Origin of the sequence: Cognatilysobacter xinjiangensis (genome assembly GCF_014651995.1) — a bacterium.
Lineage (GTDB): Bacteria > Pseudomonadota > Gammaproteobacteria > Xanthomonadales > Xanthomonadaceae > Cognatilysobacter > Cognatilysobacter xinjiangensis.
On sequence record NZ_BMXY01000005.1, the window covers coordinates 147,258 to 167,782 of the forward strand.

Below are 20,525 nucleotides of genomic sequence, written 5' to 3' on the forward strand. Positions count from 1 at the left end.
GGATTCTGCACACGGGGCCTAACACCTGAGTCAAGCCGAACCAGGGGCTGGCGTAAGAACCGCACGCACCACCCCCGCGCTTTCCGCGTTCCACTCCCGGGTTGCAGAACACAAACCAAAATAAGTGGGCTGGCCGTGGTGAGCAACGACGAGCAAAGTATCGCCGGGCAAGACGGCCGAGAGCTCCGAGATGATTACCGTTTGGCGAGACTTGGGCGGGTTGTACTTCCAGGCGGAGAAGACAGCCGGTGCTGTTGCGGGATCGCCCTTGAGGATGATTTCCGGCTGCACGGTATGACGCAGCCCGATGCGCCGCTGCCGAGGTTGCTCGGCGGCCGCGCTGGACGGCAGTGGGGCAGTAAGCTCCGACCGCACCACGGTGCCCACATACACCACATCCGCAGCGCGGAGCTCCGGCCCCAGAGGCTCGACGGCGCAAACGGCATACGCAGGGAGCGGCGAGAGCGCTACCAAAACGGTGCATGCGACGACAGACCTCATCCAGCCCCTAACACCTGAGTTAAGCCGCCGCGAAGCGACGTCGGCTTGGACGGATTGTTAGGGCTCACCCACGCCGTCCCACCGCACCGCACCGCTACGGCCTCGGCGTAGATGCGGCTGCCCGCCGATCAGCGGCCTGCGCCTCGTCACGCCGCCGCTGGGCCTCCCGCTCTTGCTGCATGCGGGCATGTTGCACTTGCGCCACCTGCCTGTTGGCTTCCAGACGCCGTGACTGGACCGTGCTGTCTTCAGTGGAGGCTGAGGAAGCACAACCACTGATACCCATAGCCGACAGCAGACCAATTAAAGAAAAGACGATCTTTCGCATATGTCCTCCATTACTTGCTGTGGAACCGCCAGAGTGAACGTAACTTACCAGTGTGCCGCTATCTCCACTTGATCCCTAACACCCCTTCTGCCCGCAGGCGTTTCCAGAGAGCTTCCACGATCTTGCCTGATGCATCGTCGGGGTGGCAGACCGGCTCACCACAAACATCTCTGACCAACTCTTTGTTGCCGCGCCAAAGCCCGTAGTGGTTGCGAATGTATAGGCCAATACCGAAGTGCGTAAGCGGAAGATCTTTTTCCGACATGGCGGCCAACTCTTTCCGGGCTGACTCGGGCATGTGCTTTAGCAGGTCTTCGACGGTAGCCTCGACCGTAGTCGGCCACTCTTCGGGCACAAGAGGTGCTTCCTCCTCGGCCCTCGCACCGAAAGCGAGGGCCAGCAGCACGGTGAGCAGCAAGTTTCTGATGGTCACAGCGATCTCTCCATGAAGGCTAACACCGCGCCATGCTGCGCGACACGCTTGCTCTGGGCAAGGTGAGCCAACAGCGACTCGACGGACGGAAAGGAAGCGTTGGGCTCTAGGTGCACCCCACGGCCCAGCTCCTCCTCGAGGGACGGAAGCGCACCTGCCGCGGCTGGTTTGAGGCGATAGGAGCCGTTGCGGACGAAGAACCGCCCGCGCTCACTCGGGTGCGAGAACGCGGCTTCTAGTTCGCAGCCTTCACCATTCCAGAAGCGCCAGACGCCATCTTCTACGTCAATGCCTTCGCAGTAGGCCGCAGCCGACTCGACCGATGCGAAAACCTTCAGGGAGCGATCGTCGGTTGCGAGGGCAATGACCATGGCGCCTAACACCGCGCCAGGCTGCGGCAGCACCACGTTTACCTCCGGCTGCCAGAGCAGCGCTGCCATTGTGATGACAACGGAGCCGAACACGAAGCAAAGTAGCACGGCGAAGATTATGCCTACTAAGACGGCGATTGAGCGCCCCACCCCGCTGGGCTTTCGGCGACCCAGAAAGGCCCAGGTGCAGAGCGCAGGAAGCGGCATTAGCGCCAACGCCCAAAGGCCGGCCCGGCCAAGACCCTGCGCGCCTAGAAACGCTAGTAGCGCCGGAAGGACGAAGGAAATGAGGCATGCCAACAGCACGCGCATGAGAAGGCGTGTACGACGCGGCGGTGAGGCCGTCTCCGCGACGGCTGCAGTAGGAGCTTCATACATAGTTTCGATTGCGAAGGTCTCTTTTCCTGACGCCTAACACCGGCGCAACCCGGCTATCCAGGCTGACGCCACAGAAGGGGCAGTTTGCGACGCTCCGGCGACCGAGCCAAGGGCGTGCCGAAAGTGGGCCAACCCGGCTCAGGTTGCCGCGACACTTGGGGCAGCGGACAAGGAAATTGGCTCCGACGACGCCGACGAGTATCACGCCAACCACCGGAACTGCCGCCACAAATAGCCATGTCGGAGCCTGCCCACCTGTGAAAGCCACGGTACCGAGCAGCAAAGCGCCCCAGACCACTATTCCGGCAAGGGTCAGGAGCAGGTAACGGCGTTGAGTTTTTACAAGCTTGTCGCGGATCAGCATTTGCGCCCTAACACCGGCGTACTGCGATACTCATGTTCGGGGAGAGGCAGCGCTTGCACTGCAGCCAACGTGACCCAGTCCTTAGCTCTGCAGTTGACATCACGCATCTTCTTTCCGGGTTGCTCAACTAGAACGCCGCTATGTTCGCCTTCGAACGACGAGGACCATGAGTAGACGGTGTAACGCACTGGCCCAACGCTGAAGCCGAGTTGCGAGGATGTGCCTTTTGGCCAACTCATATAGTTCTTCGTGAAAACTTCGGATGCTGGGCGGACCCTTCGCGGAAACTCGAGCTCGATGTTCCCCGGGCGACCAAAACGGTAAACCAGTTCGGGTGCTGCAGCGCTTTCCAGCTGGCAGACGGCCGCCGTTCTTCCCTGGTTAGCAACACATTGGAAGAGCTCGGTTTCGCCCGCTTTGCATAGCGACGCCGCGCTGACCGGGAAAGCGACAACTGCCAAAACCGAGCAGCCAAAAGAAAACGTCATGTTCATCGAAACCTCCTTGTGCGCCCTAACACCGTGCCGAACCCGCTGAACACGCTAGCCAGCTCGCCACCCTTACGCACTGTCATTTCCCGAGGCGATTCCTCGAGCTCCGACACGATATCTGCTGAGGCGCCCGCGGCCAACAAAGCCCGGGCTAGCTCTGGGAGGTCTTGGCGCACCGCCACGTGCAAAGGCGTTTCTCCCATGTCCCCGACGGCATTGGGATCCGCTCCAGCGGCGATCAAGAGTCTCGCCGCCTCTAGGTCCTTGCGCCACGCGAACACGTGCAGAGGAGTGTCTCCGTCCTCCGCTCGGGAGCTGAGGAATATTTCCCGAGGAGTGTCATCCGCGGGAAACATGATGTGCGCAATGGAGCCAAGTACTTCTGCGAGTGGAGTCATTGCTGCCAGAGGCACCTAACACCGCCCCAACCTTGCGACCTGGACCACCGGCGACGTTCTCAACTGCTCAGCGGTGTGGACAGCCGGGCCAGCAGCACGGCCGCCGCATGCCGCTCCGCATCTTATCCAGCCCGACGGCGATGCGGCGTTGGCGCGTGAGTGCCTGTTTGGGTGATGTGGCCCAACAGATCCACTCGTTTCGGGCGAGCGGGGTGATATCGGCCCAGACGCCAGCCACGGCGGGATCGCTCTCCAAAGCAGCGCGGAAATCGTCCGGCAGTTCGTGAACTGTGCCGCCAGCTAGCTTTTCGGCGTTCATGGATCTCGCCATTGGGGCCTAACGCCTGAAGCCTCACCGATATATGCGCGGGCTGCGTTGTACGATCGAGTGGCCTGAGGCACAAGTAAAGATGAGCTCCTCATTCGCAGGGTCGTATGTAGTGACAATGATTGCGCTGCCACAACGCCCCGTCATGGGGCCTTTGAAAGTGCACCTTCGTGTATTTATAAGTCTCCATGCCTCGAGGATTAGCGATGCAACCTTCGCGGCTTCTGCAATGCCGAAAGCTAAGATCCTCTGCTCCACTGCGGCGTGGGGAGGCCTAATCGGATTGCGGGCGCTGGAGTCAAAACCGTATTCCTGGCCCAGTTGCCTCAACGACTCTAGAAGCACTTCGGGAATTTGCACCAAGTCCCGCATGGTCTCTCCTGTGAGGCCTAACACCGCCTCACGGCCCACACTACTTGGACCGCCGACCCAGCCAGACTCAACTTCCTGGACGGCCGCGAGAATGCGTTCCGCAAATGCTCGGGCTTGCGTTACGTCAAACTCTACCGGGTCGCCGTGCGGCATAGCCACGACCTTCATGAATACGAGGCCCTCATCCTTCGAGGGCTCACACATGATCGTTTCTTCGTACCGCGTGGGCGATTGATCTGTCATGTGAGGCCTAACACCGTGCGGACCTACTGCACGTTGCCAGCCAAATACCCGCCGCTCCAAAAGCTACGACCACCGCAGGCCAAGCCTCCGATAGAAACGCGGCGAAGCCAAAATACAGCACAGCCGCGAGACCCATTAACGGATTAGGTTCCGGTGGGCCGACCACCAAAGCCCAGGCCGTAAGGGCCACCAAGCCCAGCAACAACGACAGCACCAACACGACGGGAGGGCAAACGAAAAGTTCAAAGGTTGGACGCTCGCCTTGGGCGGGCACATACCAGCGCCCTAGCCACCAGCCGACCGCGGCTGCGGCTACCGACGACGCAGATCCCGCTATCCAGACCGCGGGCACGTCCGCGACGCCACGGGCCGCTACGAGAAAGAAAGCGACGGATGCGACCATGGCCGCCGCATATGCAACTGCGCTTCGTGACCGCATATCCCAGCTCAGCATCTGGCCGCACCTAACACCGTGCGGGCTCCCGAACCCTGGACTGCCGCCGCACACCTTTCCGTGAGTGAGTCTAGCTCCCGGAGGAGGGCTGGGTCTTCTGTCTTAAAGTTGAAGCACGACTTGCCCTGCATTTTGCCGCGCAGACCTTCGCTGATCCCGTTTAGCAAGCTCGGATCCTCATAGACGGGCATGAGGTGATAGCTCACATAGGATTTCTTTGTCTGCACCGCTCCGAAAAACCGAGGCTTCTCCTTAGGCACCGCCGCCGGAAGCTCCACGTACAAGTTGCCGGGCTCATCTGTCTTGGTGGAGAAGCCGGCTGTGTGCTTGCGAAGAACATTAGACAGCGACGTGAACGTTGAGCCGAAATCCGACATGACCCGCTTCTCCTTGCTTGGACGTGCCTACAGTGTTGTTTCCACCCGCACCTAACACCGCCAAGCTTGAACCGGCCGAGAGCCGCGGGCGCCCAGCGCGAGATCACACCCGAAGCGAGAGCCGCGATCTGGAGCCAGGACGTTCGCCGGCCGGCCTTTGAACTGCAGACCGAAGCCGACGCGCATTTCGGCCGTGAGCCCAGGAAACGGTTGGCGGAACCACATGCGCGAGAATCAGGTGCAGACGACACCCAAATCGGACAAGCGAGAAACGGTTACGGAAGAGCGAGCGCGGCCAGATGTTTCCAACGCGAGCTTTGCAACGCGGCGCATTGGCCGAAGCATTGAACGTAACGCTGCGACGCGGCGATTGCGACAACCAACCGAGGCCTAACACCGTTGCGGCCCCGGTCTCCGCACGTAGCGCGGCAACCTCGGCTGACGAGAGCGCAAACGAGTATTTGTAACCTGGGTTGATCGCGATTCCGAAGGGTGGGCGGGCGACGCTGACGGCCCAACCGAAACCAGTGACCAGCACATGCTGAAAAGCAGGTTGCTGTTTGATCCAAGGCGCCGCCTTGTCCGGCGATGTGAACGTGGCAAGCACGGGGAAGCCTTGGTCGGCGTTGAGTGTAAGCGGCTTGAAGTCCGCCGGCAGCACGCCATTCTCCAAGCCTCTATCCAACGGGATTGCGACACGGGCATCCGACAGAGCAGCCACCAACTGCGGACGCAGAGCAGCGTCCTCAACGGCGCGCATGATCAGCTCTTGCAGCAAGTTCGCGTCCACTCTGCCTCCGCAACCTAACACCGGCGCATGCTCGCCTCTACGACTGCTCGCAGCAACTGGTCGCGGACCGCGTCCCGGCTTTGGCGCAACGGCAGGTACACGATCAGCTCGGCGAACTCTGGCCGCCCAAGCTGGGTTGGGATAAATGCCGACAGTTCGCCCGGCATGCCCGGCTCACGGGACGGTGCGGCGAACCACGCGATTGGGCCGGCAGCGGTGGGGGTGAAGCCGGCGAACGGCGTTTCGCCTTGGAACGCCCAGATACCGCCCACCCGGAGTTCGGCGCGTGGCAACCCGGGCTCGAGCGGGTGCAAGGCGCAGATGGTGTAGTCGGGACCGAGAATCGCCTCCACGCGATACCGGACGCCTATCAGCGTTCTCGGACATGAGCCGCCCTCAAGGGCAATGAGACGCGGGCCAGCGTCTTGAGTAGCGGGCGCGCAGGACGCGGCGAGTATTGCGGCCAGTAGCCATAGATGTCGCTTCATGCGCCCTAACACCTGCGGACCTGCTAAGCCTTGCCAGCACCAGCGCAGCGGCCGCATGAGAAACGAGTATCGCCGGCCATGCGGCGATTGACACAAAGAGGACGCCAAAGAGCGCCATTGCCGGAACGCCTGTCACGAGGTCGCGCGGCGAGGGCTGATTTGAGGCCGCCATCAGGACGCATGCGACCGCGGAGCCACTAAAGCTTGCCAGCAAATACACGACGACAGGACAGAGCACCGACTCAAAGGTCGGCCGCTCGCCCCCTACAGGACGATACCAACGCCCAAAGCGGTAGCCGAACCCCGCGGCGAAGACTACGGCCAGAGCGAAGCCGATGACGATTTGCCACTGTGACGGGCCCAAGCCCAGCTCAAAGGCCGCGTATGCCAGAGAAGCTGCCATTGCAGCGGAGCATGCTATCGCCGAGCTTTTCTGCATCCGCCTCATCGTTGTATCGGCCGCATCTAACACCTGGCCGCCGATGACGTGTAGCTGCGCACTGTAGCCCAGCGGCGATCTAGCTCCACGAGGGCCACCCCTTGCAGCCAAGTATGCCCGCGCAGCCTTTCGTGAACCTCCACCCGGGCCGCGGCGGAAGCGTTGTTGCCAAGAACGGCCTCGGCCAAGAGCCCAGCGGCGTTTATGACCAGAGACTGCAGTGCCGGACGGTCTTCTGCCCGGTCCGTCTCGGCGCCCACAAGCGCCTGGACGTACTCGGCAACAGCAATTGCTAATGATGTGTCTGTGGCCATCTAACACCGCCTCATCTGGAAGCCTGCGGCACATACACAAACCAGTCGTCGACCCTGCCGAACTTTATAAGGCGCTGGGGAGCAAAAGCGGGCTTGTGGCGGTAGAAGAAGGCTTCGGAGGGCTCGGGCGCTGAACTGCTCGGCAGGCCGGCGCCGGGAGTGAAGAGGATTCGGTTGCCTTCAACCCGCCAGGTTCCGTCAAAGCTCGCGGAGTCCTGGCCCAAGTGGCCAAGAAGCGTCCGCGTATACGACCCGTCGGCATGAAGCTCCACCGTTTCAGCGAACCCTGCGCGACCAAATTCGTATGTGCCTACTAGTTCGGGCGCGGTAAGTGGACGATCTGGACCGTCAGTGAGCGATGCACAGCCCGCCGCGACTGCCAGCATTAGCACGACCATGGCGCGACTAAGAGTGGGCATGAGGCCTAACACCGTGCGACGGTAGAGGACAGTGAAGTTCTCTGCAAACGCCGGCTGGATGACATGGTTTTGCCACCCGGCGACCCCCGGAAAGCGCTGGCACAGCTCGGACTCCCAAGCAGCAAAGCCTGGCTGCTCTTCACAGACGAGGACCGGCTCGCCAGAGCCTTCCAGTTGGAAGTAGACATCATCGTAGGTGACGAGATCACGCTTGAACGCGGCGATGGATTCGACCCACGACCATTGAACGTGACGGGCGCCCACCGAGAACCCTGAGCCATCTACAGCGATGACCTCCCATTGCGGCTCGTTGCCGCGGGATAGCTTCTCTCTCAAGCGCTTCAGAATTTCCACGGCGCACCTAACACCGGCCCATGCTGCGTCATCCGCCGGCGCCAGTACAAGGCAGGCACAGCCAAGGAGCACCCGACTAGGCTGGCCAAGAGGTCCCACGGATCCGCGCGGTGCTGAGGCATGGCCAACTGCACCGCTTCTACGAACGCGAGCACAGCCAGCGCGACGGCAGCGGATCCAGCGGGGCGGGAAGGAACGACGAACGCCTGCCAAAAGGTGAGCGTGAGCCCCGCGAAGAAGTTTGGTGCGCTACCCAAGAGCCACAGCGGGAGTGCTGGAGCTGCAACCCAGCGCAGCGGCCCAGTGCAGAAGAGCCACAGGGCGAACAGCACGCCGGCCCACCGCAAAAGCGCTGCGTCTCGCTTGATGGTCAAGAGCGCCGTGAGGTCCGTCATGGGCCCTAACACCGGCGCGCACCCGAAACACCGCGCCCGGGCGTGCTGGAACATGGCCCGGAACGGAAGTGGTCCAGATCGACCCATTGGCTGGCCACTGTGCCCGGAAGATAGTGGAAACGGCCTGCAAGGCAAACGTGGCTCTTCCCATCGCGGCGGGCTACTGCGACAGATCGCTCGAAGGCCGCTCGCGGAACGGGTGGCAGGCGTTCGATTCCAAACACTGCGATCCCCGGGCTGTTCGACCCGCAGGGCCCGACGAGCACGCCGTGGTGGAACGCGGAGAGGCAGGCATTGAAGCGAATGCGCCTACCGCTGAATATCTCCGGGCTTTCAAATAGGGACGTTGAGGACACTGTCGGCGCCGGTCGGGGGCCGCAACCGCAGAGTACAAGCCCGACGATGGCTAGTGCTGCACCTGGCAGCAGCGAGCTTCGCTTCAATTGCCTCGTGTTGCTTGCCATAGCGCCCTAACACCGCGAACCTTGACCGAAACTCGAACACGATCACTCCGTACACCAGCAAGTAGGCAATACGGCCTTCAATGAAACTCGCGTCCCGAATAATTTCCATTGGCGTAGCGAACGGGAGCGACGCGACGAACGGCACTAACCAAAGTGCGAAGAAGGAAAAAGGCCCCGACCACCGGCAGCGCCACAACTGAATTGCCGAGACAACGCAGGCAACACCTACCACGATCCCTAGTGGACCGACCCACCCAGGCAGCTCTTCCCCCAGCTGAAAGCCTCCGGTAAGCAGGAAGTATGCAAACGCTAGCGCAACGAAGCCGCCAAACACCGATTGCGAAACGGACAGGAGTGCTATCGGGAGCGGTGGAACTTTCATAGCGGCTAACACCTGAGCTAAGCCGCGCCACGAAGTGGCGTCGGCTTGAGCGACTAGTTAGCTGGCCAGCGGCGGGGCGGACCAACACGAGATAGGGATACTGCATTTGCTTTACGCCCTGCCGCAATGGGCGAAGCGGCGGATGGCCGATAGCAAGCCGACGTCGGTGCACCGACCGGCCGAAGGCAGGCAAGCCCGGCCGCGATGGTTCCAAGCGCCGCCGATGACGTCCGGGCGGTATTCAATACCGCTGACTACGAAGCCGGTGCGGCGCGAACCGTGATGCTTGGCGAGCGTGATGCAGCCGAAGCGCTTGGCGCAACCTCGAGCGCTTGAGCAGAAAGCCGGGAGTGCAGGAGGGACAGCTAACACCCGCCCATCCTGGACGCGAGGTGCGCCTATTCTGGGCCAGCGTTTGGCGGGGGCAAAGTGAAACGCCGGGCCTCGATGGTGAATCGCGCGCTAGCGGTCCTGCACACTGTGCCTTGCCATGTCTCGCCATTCCGCCATGCCCAGAAATCCATTTCATGGACATCGCTCGCGCGAGGGCACGTCTTTCCCCCGGCCGTGTCCTTCACATCTACAAACCCTTGGAGCGCTAGAGCATCTGCTGCGGTCTTGCCAGAGTACGTCTTCGCTACCGCTGGTTCTACTCGGTTGGCCAGCGGAGCGTCACTCGGGGCGCAGCCGACCGATGCCACGGCAACACATACGACCACCGCGGCTAATGCTTGGCTCAAAGTCATGGAGGTTCCGTTCGGTAACAGAAGCGCTAGAGCCGACAGGCAAGTACGCGCAAGTTGGCTATGGGCGCTAACACCGCGACTGGCTCGAGATCTTTCGGGAACTGACCTGCCGGGCCCCACTCAGCTTCGGTGAAGTCTTCCGGCACGTTGCGACGATGCCACGCCCTGTTGAGGTGAGCATATACGTGGCCGAGATCAATGCGGAACTCTGGCTCGCCATACTCCGGGTCGACCTGAAGCTCACGGATAAGCTCCCCAAGGTGCTCGTGAGCATCTGCCAAGTCGCTAAGAAGCAGTGACCAGCCCATGGGGTTCGAGTTGCGATTAATCATGTTCCAGCCGCCTAACACCGGAGTTAAGCCGCGACGCGTAGTGGAGGCTTTGCAGTGGCAAGCTCTACCTGCCACTGCAAAGCCGGAACGAAGCGGCGTCGGCTTGAACGACTAGTTAGCGCCCGCCCGGGTTGGGACAGACGCCGCGAAAGACTTACGGCCGCGAGGATGCCATGACACGGCCGGATCGGCAGCGGCCCGTGAGCGACGCACCGACCAGCGCGACGGAGGAGGGCCAAGCGGGCCGCGCTGCGGAAGCAGGGCGGCAAGCCAATTCAGTAATGGCAGGGCGAGTACCGCAACCGCCGAGATGTGGCCGGGCAGGGTGCCGCGCTGCAGACGGTTCAGCTGTGCGCTTTGCCTAGCGCGGCACGCTGCGTGAAGCCGGCTAAGTCTCCGGGCACGCGCGACGGTGCTCGACGACTCGCTTGCGATGGCGGCTGGACCGGATGGCGACGGACGAGGCGCCGGACCCAAGTGCCGAAAACCTACGCCCTCACTGCGGGCGCTAACACCGCCGCGCACCGCTTAGCTTTGCGGGCCAGGATGATGCCGTGAATGACAGCGACGGCCGACATTAGCAGCAGAAGCGGGTACAGGAACAATAGATCGACTCGGATGTTGCACTCACCGGTGCATAGGACCCGGGCGAACATCAGGTACTCGTAGCCAGCATAGCTAGCCCAAACCGCGGCTCCGGCGAGAGCGAGTTTGCTGCGGATCCGCCACCAAAGGAGGATGAAGAGCCCCGCGACAATCAGGGCCAACCATGGGTGCGCAATGAAGATGCCCAAGAGTTCCATAGCGGCCTAACACCGCCCGTGCCGGGCTTAGCGATAGCGATCACGAGCCCGCTCACGGAGGCCATGCCATGCGAGCAGGGCAAGTACGGCAGGCATTGCCAGAAAAAGACAGACGACTGTCCAGTACCGTGCCACTCCGGTGCCCGCCGCCGTGAGGGGGGCGCAGCCAAAGCTGTACCGGGCACAGAAGGTGAAGTCCCCGTCGAGCGCGTCGTGACCAACCCAGACGAAGGCCGCCAGTGAAAGAACTAGCAAAGCCAAGTTGGCCAGCTGCTTCCGAGCAACTATCCGACTGCCGATAAGCATGATCAGGGCTCTAACACCGATCACACGCCGAAAGAGCGGCCGGCTGGATCTCTTCGCTTGCGACGAGTGTGCCACGCAAGCGCGAGAGCTGGCGCGCGATGGGAAACGACAGGCGCAACGCGACTCTTTCCGCGGCCGGGTGCGAACGACCCAAGCGCGAAACCGGCGCCGCGGCCACGATTGCTGCCGCCGATTGCTGCCGTGAGCCGTGGTGTACAAGATCTCCGAGGGAGCCGCCGGAAATACTGCCGCGTGTGAGCGCTAACACCGCCTCATCTGGAAGCCTGCGGCACATACACAAACCAGTCGTCGACCCTGCCGAACTTTATAAGGCGCTGGGGAGCAAAAGCGGGCTTGTGGCGGTAGAAGAAGGCTTCGGAGGGCTCGGGCGCTGAACTGCTCGGCAGGCCGGCGCCGGGAGTGAAGAGGATTCGGTTGCCTTCAACCCGCCAGGTTCCGTCAAAGCTCGCGGAGTCCTGGCCCAAGTGGCCAAGAAGCGTCCGCGTATACGACCCGTCGGCATGAAGCTCCACCGTTTCAGCGAACCCTGCGCGACCAAATTCGTATGTGCCTACTAGTTCGGGCGCGGTACGTGGACGATCTGGACCGTCAGTGAGCGATGCACAGCCCGCCGCGACTGCCAGCATTAGCACGACCATGGCGCGACTAAGAGTGGGCATGAGGCCTAACACCGCCGCGAACTGTTGATGCCGGACCGCCGACCATTGGGCCTAGTGAGTGCACGCTCGTAGGAAGAGGTGATTAGCTCACGGAGCTCTGCATCAGGGACGGCGGCGACATTGACGACTGTGACCCAATGAAACCTAGCCATATAGCGTGCCGGCTTGAACCCGGGAATGTCGGTGAGCTCAAGGAAGCGCTCAGCGGACGTGCGGAAGCTGAAGCGCCACTGTTCCGGCTCGCTGGTTTTGAAGTAGGCGAACTTCTTTCCGCCCACGTAGTAGACCAGCACGTTGCTCGGCGGCCCGTAGAGCTTCGACGAGGCGCCTGGATAGCCGGAGCAGAGCTCTTTGACCGTTTCGACATCCATGGGCTTTCCCTAGCGGCCTAACGCCTGAACGCCATCAGCCATGACGGTTGACCGCGAGCGTGTACAGGTAGCTCACGGGCCACATGAAGATGACGCCAAAGAACCAAAGCCAGCTCCCGGCTTGGTGAGCACGACGAGCAGCAATGTAGATTGTGGCAAACGTGGCAAGGATTGCGACGAACATCAGCGCCGTGCCAAAAATGCCCAGGACCTCGACCGGTCCGCCGGTAACGGAGCCCGAGTCTCCAACGACAACCGCGCAATAGGCAAAGAAGGCCAGTACTAGCGCGAGTCCGATTTTTGGAATCCGATTGCGTGACATTTCCATGAGGGCGCTAACACCGGCGCTAGAGAGGATACTTGCGCCGCAATTTGCTTAGTTCGGAAATAAGTAGGGGGATGCTAGCGCAAATGCCTCGCAACACCTCCACCGAAAAGTGGTGTTCTAACGGTGGATCAACGAAGACTGGGGTGGAGATGGCGATTGCGTACCGGCCATAAGCTTCGGTATGCCACCGAGAGTGGGCGAACAAGTTCCGTCTTTCCCTCAGCTCGTGGGCCTTCTCTAGCCAGTCGAGGTAATCCTGTTGTGCTGACTTGTCACTGGCGTAGACCTTCGAGACTTGGCGCTCGATGCGTTTCAGCAAGTCCGCCGCGCCGAGATCGCCAGCAATTGCGGTGTACTGGTCTAGCCCTTTGCCGGAGTCGTGCCAAGCGACACAAAGATGTAATGCGGTGACGAAGTCCGAAAATGCGAAGAAGAATTGACCGAGGAGCGCTGTGATCTCGGCCTCGGCGGCACGTTGCATGGCAAATCGTTCATGCACCCGCACATGCGAGAAATCTTCCATAGCGCCCTAACACCGCCTCATGCTACCGCACCGCCCGGCTACTCGCCTTTACGCGCGCCCAAGATCCAGATGCTCGATCCGGTAGCTCGAGCAACCAAGTAGCTGCGCACAGGCTGCAGACATAAGCCTGCACAAGCCCAGGCGAGTACGGCTCTCCGGCGGAGGGCACCAGAGATTCTCGCAGCAACCCGGTTAGGACGGCCTTGTCTACTTCGGCACAGCATGCTTCACGACTGCCGACAAAGTTCAGCGCGCTGTGCGGATATATCGACGCGCAACGGCAGTTGTTCATGAGGCCTAACACCCCATGTTCCTCGTGATTCGAAGGTTCCGGCGGCGGCGGTGGAGCTGGACTGTATTCCAGCGGGGAGCGGTCCTGAGGCGGGAGCAGTTGTGACAGCGGCGCTTTGCCCGCGACGGCCTCGGACACGGCCCTGAAACCTGGATTCCACCGGACGTTATCGATGCCTTCCCGATAGCCAGTGGTGAGGTCAAGCACATTGGCGCCGGAAGCTTGGAACTGGCCGGTTCCGGCCGGCAGGAACGCCATGTAGTAGTGGCCGACGACGAAACGGTCGCCGCAGCCGGGGTGGGGACTGAATTCAAACGCCGTGTACGACGCATGGCCACGCAGCTTCTCCACGACCCGGATGTTGCCCCGCGCAAGCGCATGACCGCGTTCCGTCGGGGCTTGTTCGTTGATCGAAGTGCTTAGCACGCGAAACACGAAGACGTCAGCAGCCGTGGAAACGGTCTCGTCCGTGACCTGCGGGAATATGCACGAAGTGGCTGACGCCGACATGGGCAGAAGTGCCACAGAAAACATCACGCCGTAGAAGAGTTTCCTGAACATGGCTAACACCGCGGGCGGCTGACGCCAGTGCCGCAGCGCCCGGAACGCATCACCTTGCTCATACTCGTTGCCGCGCTTGGACACGAACTCTAGAAAACTGCTGATGCAAGCGCGCTGTGCGACGCTGAGGCCCGAATACTGTTCATGCGAGTGGCTGGGATGACTCTTCGACGGCTGAAGCATAAATAGGACTGATCCAAGTATTTCGTTGCCTACGAGCGGCTCGCCTGTGTGTTGCGCCGAGTAACTCATGTAGGCCGGCAAGTAGTAGCAAAACTCGCTGGCTCCCATATGCGCGAGCTGACACCCATAGAACACAATTTCCGCTGCGGTGAGATCGGACCAATTCTGATCAGTACGAGCGACGGCCGCGACTTTCCATTCTTCATCCGTAATCGTACCGGACATACCCTTTTGGTCGGTGAGCCAAAACTGGCGCAGCGAGAGCTCCGGGCGCGGCACGGCTGCAAAAGCGCGAGAGATCGACTGCAAGAGCTCGTGTATTTCCATCCGCCGCCTAACACCGCATCAGCTGCCCTGCACTCGGACTCTTTTGCAGCCGACTCTCGGAAGTAGCGGACTCCCGCTACTGCGACCGACTGTGAGCCACCGATTTGGATGGGCAGCTGCAGCTCAACGTCCGGCTTGTGGCCTAGGCGATCACATTCAGGGCACGCCTCGATCTTGAGGTGCGCCAATACGCCATTTGATTTTTTCAGAAGGTCGCCATGGTAGGTGACCTGCGGCCCATCGGTGAACGAAACCGCTACAAATGAGTCAAAGCAACGGACCGGGATTTGCTGAAGAGTTGCTGAGGTTTCAGATAGCTGGATGGTGCTGCGAAGACGCGGGTAGCCAGGCTCGCTCGGCTTTGCCAAGGGATTTGGGATGAATGCCACATACGCATCCGCCGGAACTGGCGGAGGTGGCGGCGGCGGAAGCGCGCTAGCCACTGGAGCGAGTGCGGCTAGGAGGACAACAGCTGCATGTGGCGGCGTGAGCTTCATCTGATGCCTAACACCCGCCCAGCCGGAACACGCTCGATAACCGGACTGATTTCCACCCTTCGATTTCTCGAGCTGGACCCTTCTGCGAGGGGACGACTGATTCCATAGAACTCATAGGTCATACGGTCGGGGGCGACGCCGTGTTGAACAAGCCAGCGGAATGTGGCACGCGCGCGATCACGGGAGAGCACTTCACAGCGCTCCCCGGCGCATTCGCCCGGATCCGCGAAGCCTCTTACCAGTGCTTTCAATGAAGGGTAAGCGAGCATGGCTCTCAGATTGTCTTCGAGGGCTGCAACTGCCTCAGGCCCATCGAGCGACTCTACGAGCCGTTCCAGTACTACGGGCTGGCCCGGCTGGAACCGGATCTGGGGAGCAGGCTCGTGGCCGAGCGCAATCGCGGGCGCAAGAGCCAAGGCGGCGCATATGCCCCCTGTTGCAAACCGCATAGAACCTCCTCTGGGCGCTAACACCGGCACATGCTGCGGCACCCGACGACGCCAATACAAGACGGCCGCAGCGATGAAGCAGCCGACGAGGCTGGCCAGCAGGTCCAATGAATCGGCTCGATGCTGCGGCATGGCGAGTTGAACCAGTTCCACGAGCCCGAGCACGACGAATGCCACCGCTGCAGAGCCGACCGGGCTGCCAGGAACGACAAACGCTTGCCAAAAAGTGAGCGTGAGGCCAGCGAATAGGTTGGGCGCACTCCCAAGAAGCCATGGCGGAAGGGTTGACCCCGCCACCCACCGGAGTGGGCCAGTGCAGGTAAGCCAGAGCACGAATAGCGCGCCAGCCCACCGGAGCAACTTCGCATCACGCTTAGCGGCCAGGAGCGCTGCAAGGCTGGACATGGGCCCTAACACCGTGCCAAAGCCGTTCTCTAGCGGCTGCAGATCCAAGCACCCGCGGACCAGCCGGCCTTTCTCCTTGAACAGCGTACTGGCAAAGCTGCCGTCCTCGAAGTAGTCGACTACGACGAATCCTTCTTGCCGCGGGACGGACTGGCCTTTTCCAAGTTGCAGACGAAAGACCTTCACGAGGTTCCTGGCGAATGCATCGACCTCCTTGTGGCCGGAGGTCTCCGCAACGGATACCTCCGCCATCCGGCCCTTCTCGGTTTGAGTGGCCTTGATGCACGTGCGGGCGAACGCCGGTTCAGCGCCTTGCGCTGCGGCCGAGAGCAGGAAGCCAAGAAATGCGGCTGCGATCATCTTCATCTTGGCACCTAACACCGCGGTGCGGCCGAGAGGCTTGGATGAACCTGCCCGACCAATGACCTTAAACCGCCCGTAGCCGACACACTAGCAGCGCGAGTTGACCGGCGCTTGCCCGGGAAACCTGCGAGGCGTGTGGCTGCCGGAGCCGCCGATGCGACCGGAGCCACGGACTACACGTGTGGGCACGTTGGCTACGATCGCGACGCACGTTCACTGCAGCCGAAGCGAGCCGCCACGTTCCGACAGACCGGCCGAGGAACACGTTGCCGAGTAACCCCGCTACACCGCCTAACACCGATTCTGCCTCTTTAGAGAGGCGGTAACCGATCCTGTCGCCGCCAGACTGGCCGGTCAACGGCATCTTGCCTGTTACCGCCGCCCGAGCAGTATTCAAGTCATTACCGGCGCACCCGAGGCGGTAATAGACGACCCAATGGCGCCCACGGGGCCGGATGCTCCATCGGCACCAGGACCACCTCGAACATCACCGGTGCGCCGGCGCTGGGGAATGCGGCGTTCCAGCCGCTGGGCACGCAGATACTGCCGGCGGTTTGCCCGCCGCGTTCGTTAGCAGCCATCCCCGTGAACGACAGCGACAGGAAGCAGTCGGCCCGAGCCACCACGGCGCGTTTGCCGTTAGCCCACGACGCGCCAACGACCGGGATATCCGCGCCCGCAGTCACACCGCGCTGATCGGACCGGCGGAACATGGCGGCCACGGGCCCAGGTCGGCGCGTGCATTCGTTCCACCGCATCCAACGCGAGGACTTCCCATGAGTACCCTCACCATCGCCGTGCTGGTCGGCAGCCTGCGCCGCGACTCGTTCAATCGACGGCTCGCGACCGCGCTGGCGCGGCTGGCGCCGGGCGACGTCGAGTTCCGGCAGCTCGAGATCGGCGACCTGCCGCTCTACAACCAGGACGACGACGCGAATCCGCCGGCCGCCGCGCAGCGGCTGAAGTCCGAGATCCGCGCCGCCGACGGCGTGCTGTTCGTGACGCCGGAGTACAACCGTTCGGTGCCGGGCGTGCTCAAGAACGCGATCGACCATGCGTCGCGGCCGTACGGGCACAGCGCGTTCGCGGGCAAGCCGGCCGGCATCCTCGGCGTGTCGCCCGGCGCAGCCGGCACCGCGATGGCGCAGCAGCACCTGCGCAACATCGCCGCCTACCTCGACATGCCGACGCTCAACCAGCCCGAGGCCTTCATCCAGGCGAAGGAGGGGCTGTTCGACGACGACGGCGGCATCGGCCCGGCCAGCCGCGAGTTCCTGCAGACATGGGTGGATGCCTACGTGGCCTGGGTGCGGAAGCATTCGGGCGGCTGACCACGCACATGCGTGTCGACGCATGCGGTTGCTGCGTCGTGTGCGGCTTCGCATGACGTGATGACGTAACAGCGCGGTGACGCGATGGCATGCATCGCGTCACGCCGCGACAGTGCCGGCATGTCGTGCCTGCGTCCCGCAAGCCGGGTTCCCATAGCGCAATGCCGCATCGCCGCCGCAGGCGACGACGATGCGGCCGGTCGACGGGCTCAGAGCGCGCTGCCGCCGAACTTGTGGGTGTACTGCAGGTAGAACGTGCGGCCCTCGGTGTCGAACCAGCTGATGTCGTAATACGGATAGCTGGTGGAGGTCGGGTCGTACGGCGGCGCCTTGTCGAACAGGTTGACCACCGACAGCGAGAGCTGCGCGCGCTCGTTGAAGCGGTACTGCACGTTGGCGTTGTAGCGGTATGTCGCCGATACCCACGGGCTGTTGCCGTCTTCCGGGTCGTAGACCTCGTAATAGGAATCGTCGTTGGGCAGGCGGCCCAGGCGCACGCCCTGCAGCGCCGCCGACCAGCCGCCGCGCTGCCAGGAAAGGCGCGCGCTCGCCTTGGTGCGCGGGATGTCGTAGCCGCTGTTGACCGCGAACATGTCGACGACGGGCTCGTCGGGATACACCTGGATCTCGTGGCGGCGCACCCAGGTGTAGCCGCCGTTGAGGCGGAACGTGCCGATACGCGTGTCCCAGCGCAGCGTGGTGCTGAAGTCGAGGCCGCTGGTGCTCTCGCGCGCCACGTTGATCGGGTTGACGTGCACGCCGTACAGGCTGCCGTCGGGCATGCGCGTCACGCGCGCGAGCGTGTCGACGCAGAGCGCGGAGCCGATGTCCAGCGTGCCGAGGCGGCAGTCCCGCTCGTTGAGCAGCACTTCGCTGGTACGCAGGTCCTGCACCTGGTCGCGCATGTCGATGTCGAACCAGTCCAGCGAGACGTCGATGTTCGACGACGGCGACCACACCGCGCCCACCGTCCACGACGTGCTGGTTTCCGGATCGAGGTCGCGGCTGCCGGTGCGGCTGCGGATCACGCCCTCGTCGCCGTAGCTGCAGTCGTCGAGGTCCTCCCCCGGCTCCTCCGTCGCGCAGCGGAAATAGTCGGGCGCGGAGGTCTCGTCGTTGCCGGGGCCGGCGAACACGTAGTGCAGGTCGGGGGCGCGGAAGGCGGTGCCGTAGGAGCCGCGCACCAGCAGGCTGTCGAGCGGGCGCCATTCCAGGCCTGCGCTCCAGGTCGGCTTGGCGACGTCGCGGCCGGCGAAGCGGTATTCGTCGTAGCGCGCGGCCAGGCTGAGGTTCAGGCGCTCCATCACCGGCATGCGCAGCTCGCCGGCCAGCGCCCAGCGGTTGCGGCTGCCGGCGCCGTCGGAGTCCTTCCAGCTGTAGTAGTAGTACTCGAGCGCGCGCGGATCGGGCTTGAGGTCGTAGCTCTGGTGGCCGAGCTCGGCGGTGGCGGCGAAGCCCGCGGCGCCGCCGGGCAGGCTGAAGAGCTCGCCCTGCGTCAGCGTGAACGAGAGCGTCTGCGTTTCCGACTCGGGCCGGTAGGTGCTGTCGGCGGCGATGCCGTCGTACTCGGCGCGGGTCAGCGGCGTGTACATGCGCGACGGGTCGGCGTTGTAGATCGGATAGCCGTCCTCGTCGTAGCCCAGCAGCGGGCCGAGGAAGAGATCGTTCGCGCGCTCGGCGATGATCTGCGGCCAGCTGATGCGCGCCTTGTACTGCGAATGCGCGAGCGCGAGCTCGTAGTCCCAGCTTTCGGCGAGCGTGCCCTTCAGGCCGGTGGTGATGCCGAGAGTCTTCTGCACGGTGTCGACCATGCCGTTGCGCAGGCCGCCCATCTCCTCCAGCGTGAACTGGCGCTGCCAGTACTCGAGCTGGCCGGTGTAGTCGTTGTAGAAGTAGTCGTGCTCGACGCCGTCGGGCGTCATGAGCGCCCAGCCGCGTGGCGCGCGGAACAGCGAGAGCTCGTGCCGGCCGGCCTGGATGTCGGCGAACAGCTCGACGCCGCCTTCGGTCATGTAGTTGAGCGAGGCATAGGCGTTGAAGCCTTCGCGCTTGCTGATCATGGTGCGGTAGGCCACCGAGCGGTCGCTGCCGCAGAAGTAACCGTAGCGCGGTCGATACGCGTACTGCATCGTGCCTTCGTTGAGGCCCGACAGCGCCGCGCACGTCTCCTCGCCCGGGTCGATGTAGTCGTCCCACCAGTCGGTGATCAGGAAGTTGCGCGTGGGCACGCGCGAGTTCTCGGTGGGGCCGTCGAAGCTGGAATCCTGCTGCGCGCGCTCGAAGCCCCACAGCGGGTCCTGCCGGCGGTACTCGATGCCGGCGATGGCGTTGAACGCGCCGCGCGAAACACCACCGGACACGTTGAGCCGGTGCGACTGCGCATCGCCCTGCTCGGTCTGGCCGTAGCGGTAGTCGATGGTGGTGCCGTCGGCCTGCTTCTTGAGGATGAAGTTGACGACGCCGGAGATCGCGTCGGAGCCGTAGATCGCCGACGCGCTGCCGGTGAGCACCTCGATGCGGTCGATCATTCCGAGCGGCAGGCTGGAGACGTCGGTGAAATTGCTGCGCCCGCCGAAGGGCAGCGGGAAGTCGGCGATGCGGCGGCCGTTGACCAGTACCAGCGTGTGGTTGGGGCCGAGCGCGCGCAGGTCGACCTGCTGCGCGCCCGGGGAGAAGTCGGCGCCGCCGGCCGACTGTTGGCTTTGCGTCTGCCCGCCGTTCTGCGTCAGCGCCTGCATCACGTCGGGCACGCTGGTGAAGCCGCCGGCCTGGATGTCGCTGGCGGTGATCACGGTGATGGGCGCCGGGCCGTCGACCTGCGCGCGCGGCAGGCGCGAGCCGGTGACCTGCACGGTGTCGAGCTCGCGCGTCTCGCTGCTGCTGGCGGCGGCCGGCCGCGCCTGCGCCGGGCGCGGCGCGCGCGGGACCGGCGCGGTGGCGGGCGC

General features: G+C 63.0%; 19 protein-coding genes. 1 reads left to right on the top strand and 18 read right to left on the bottom strand.

Translation table 11 applies throughout. The features are described from left to right. Positions 1-30 precede the first annotated feature (30 nt). The 17 genes from IE066_RS14310 to IE066_RS14390 form a co-directional block, all read right to left on the bottom strand. Complete coding sequence (locus IE066_RS14310) at positions 31-387, bottom strand: hypothetical protein (protein ID WP_189451149.1); 357 nt, start codon at positions 385-387, stop codon at positions 31-33. A gap of 500 nt (positions 388-887) precedes the next feature. Continuing rightward, positions 888-1,262 (bottom strand): DUF6794 domain-containing protein, encoded by a 375-nt coding sequence (locus IE066_RS14315; protein ID WP_189451151.1) that lies wholly within the window; start codon positions 1,260-1,262, stop codon positions 888-890. Then, positions 1,259-1,702: a hypothetical protein gene (locus IE066_RS14320; protein WP_189451153.1), complete on the bottom strand. Its 444-nt coding sequence runs from the start codon at positions 1,700-1,702 to the stop codon at positions 1,259-1,261. The genes IE066_RS14315 and IE066_RS14320 overlap by 4 nt, the downstream gene beginning before the upstream one ends. A gap of 666 nt (positions 1,703-2,368) precedes the next feature. Then, positions 2,369-2,869, bottom strand: coding sequence for a hypothetical protein (locus tag IE066_RS14325; protein ID WP_189451155.1), 501 nt, complete (start codon positions 2,867-2,869; stop codon positions 2,369-2,371). Next, positions 2,866-3,264, bottom strand: a complete 399-nt coding sequence (locus tag IE066_RS15025) for an ankyrin repeat domain-containing protein (RefSeq protein WP_425488951.1) — start codon at positions 3,262-3,264, stop codon at positions 2,866-2,868. The genes IE066_RS14325 and IE066_RS15025 overlap by 4 nt, the downstream gene beginning before the upstream one ends. A 67-nt stretch (positions 3,265-3,331) precedes the next feature. Continuing rightward, a complete protein-coding gene (locus IE066_RS14335) occupies positions 3,332-3,583 on the bottom strand; it encodes a YdeI/OmpD-associated family protein (RefSeq protein WP_189451159.1) in 252 nt (83 codons plus the stop codon). Between the two features lie 1,071 nt (positions 3,584-4,654). Next, positions 4,655-5,038: a hypothetical protein gene (locus IE066_RS14855; protein ID WP_229790836.1), complete on the bottom strand. Its 384-nt coding sequence runs from the start codon at positions 5,036-5,038 to the stop codon at positions 4,655-4,657. A gap of 103 nt (positions 5,039-5,141) precedes the next feature. Then, entirely contained in the window at positions 5,142-5,828 is a 687-nt protein-coding gene (locus IE066_RS14345) for an SseB family protein (RefSeq protein WP_189451161.1), read from the bottom strand. A 14-nt stretch (positions 5,829-5,842) separates the two neighbouring features. After that, positions 5,843-6,181, bottom strand: a complete 339-nt coding sequence (locus tag IE066_RS14350; RefSeq protein ID WP_189451163.1) for a hypothetical protein — start codon at positions 6,179-6,181, stop codon at positions 5,843-5,845. An 899-nt stretch (positions 6,182-7,080) separates the two neighbouring features. Next, a complete protein-coding gene (locus IE066_RS14355) occupies positions 7,081-7,842 on the bottom strand; it encodes a hypothetical protein (RefSeq protein WP_189451166.1) in 762 nt (253 codons plus the stop codon). Between the two features lie 2,013 nt (positions 7,843-9,855). Next, positions 9,856-10,161, bottom strand: coding sequence for a hypothetical protein (locus IE066_RS14360; protein WP_189451168.1), 306 nt, complete (start codon positions 10,159-10,161; stop codon positions 9,856-9,858). Between the two features lie 1,794 nt (positions 10,162-11,955). Continuing rightward, positions 11,956-12,321, bottom strand: coding sequence for an MmcQ/YjbR family DNA-binding protein (locus IE066_RS14365; RefSeq protein ID WP_189451170.1), 366 nt, complete (start codon positions 12,319-12,321; stop codon positions 11,956-11,958). A gap of 34 nt (positions 12,322-12,355) precedes the next feature. Next, positions 12,356-12,649: a hypothetical protein gene (locus IE066_RS14370; protein WP_189451172.1), complete on the bottom strand. Its 294-nt coding sequence runs from the start codon at positions 12,647-12,649 to the stop codon at positions 12,356-12,358. Between the two features lie 19 nt (positions 12,650-12,668). Next, positions 12,669-13,130, bottom strand: coding sequence for a hypothetical protein (locus tag IE066_RS14375; protein WP_189451173.1), 462 nt, complete (start codon positions 13,128-13,130; stop codon positions 12,669-12,671). A 64-nt stretch (positions 13,131-13,194) separates the two neighbouring features. Next, the gene (locus tag IE066_RS14380; RefSeq protein WP_229790837.1) at positions 13,195-14,517 is read right to left on the bottom strand and encodes a DUF6714 family protein; all 1,323 of its coding nucleotides are present in this window, start codon (positions 14,515-14,517) and stop codon (positions 13,195-13,197) included. A 511-nt stretch (positions 14,518-15,028) separates the two neighbouring features. Beyond that, entirely contained in the window at positions 15,029-16,252 is a 1,224-nt protein-coding gene (locus tag IE066_RS14385) for an OmpA family protein (protein ID WP_189451177.1), read from the bottom strand. A gap of 398 nt (positions 16,253-16,650) precedes the next feature. After that, positions 16,651-16,971, bottom strand: a complete 321-nt coding sequence (locus IE066_RS14390; protein ID WP_189451179.1) for a hypothetical protein — start codon at positions 16,969-16,971, stop codon at positions 16,651-16,653. Positions 16,972-17,025: 54 nt separating this feature from the next. On the opposite strand from IE066_RS14390, the gene IE066_RS14395 reads away from it, so the two are divergent. Then, the gene (locus IE066_RS14395) at positions 17,026-17,580 is read left to right on the top strand and encodes an NADPH-dependent FMN reductase (RefSeq protein ID WP_189451181.1); all 555 of its coding nucleotides are present in this window, start codon (positions 17,026-17,028) and stop codon (positions 17,578-17,580) included. A gap of 209 nt (positions 17,581-17,789) precedes the next feature. Here the strand turns inward: IE066_RS14395 and IE066_RS14400 are convergent. Further along, positions 17,790-20,525 (bottom strand): TonB-dependent receptor plug domain-containing protein (locus tag IE066_RS14400; protein ID WP_229790838.1); only part of this gene is annotated, 2,736 nt, incomplete at its 5' end.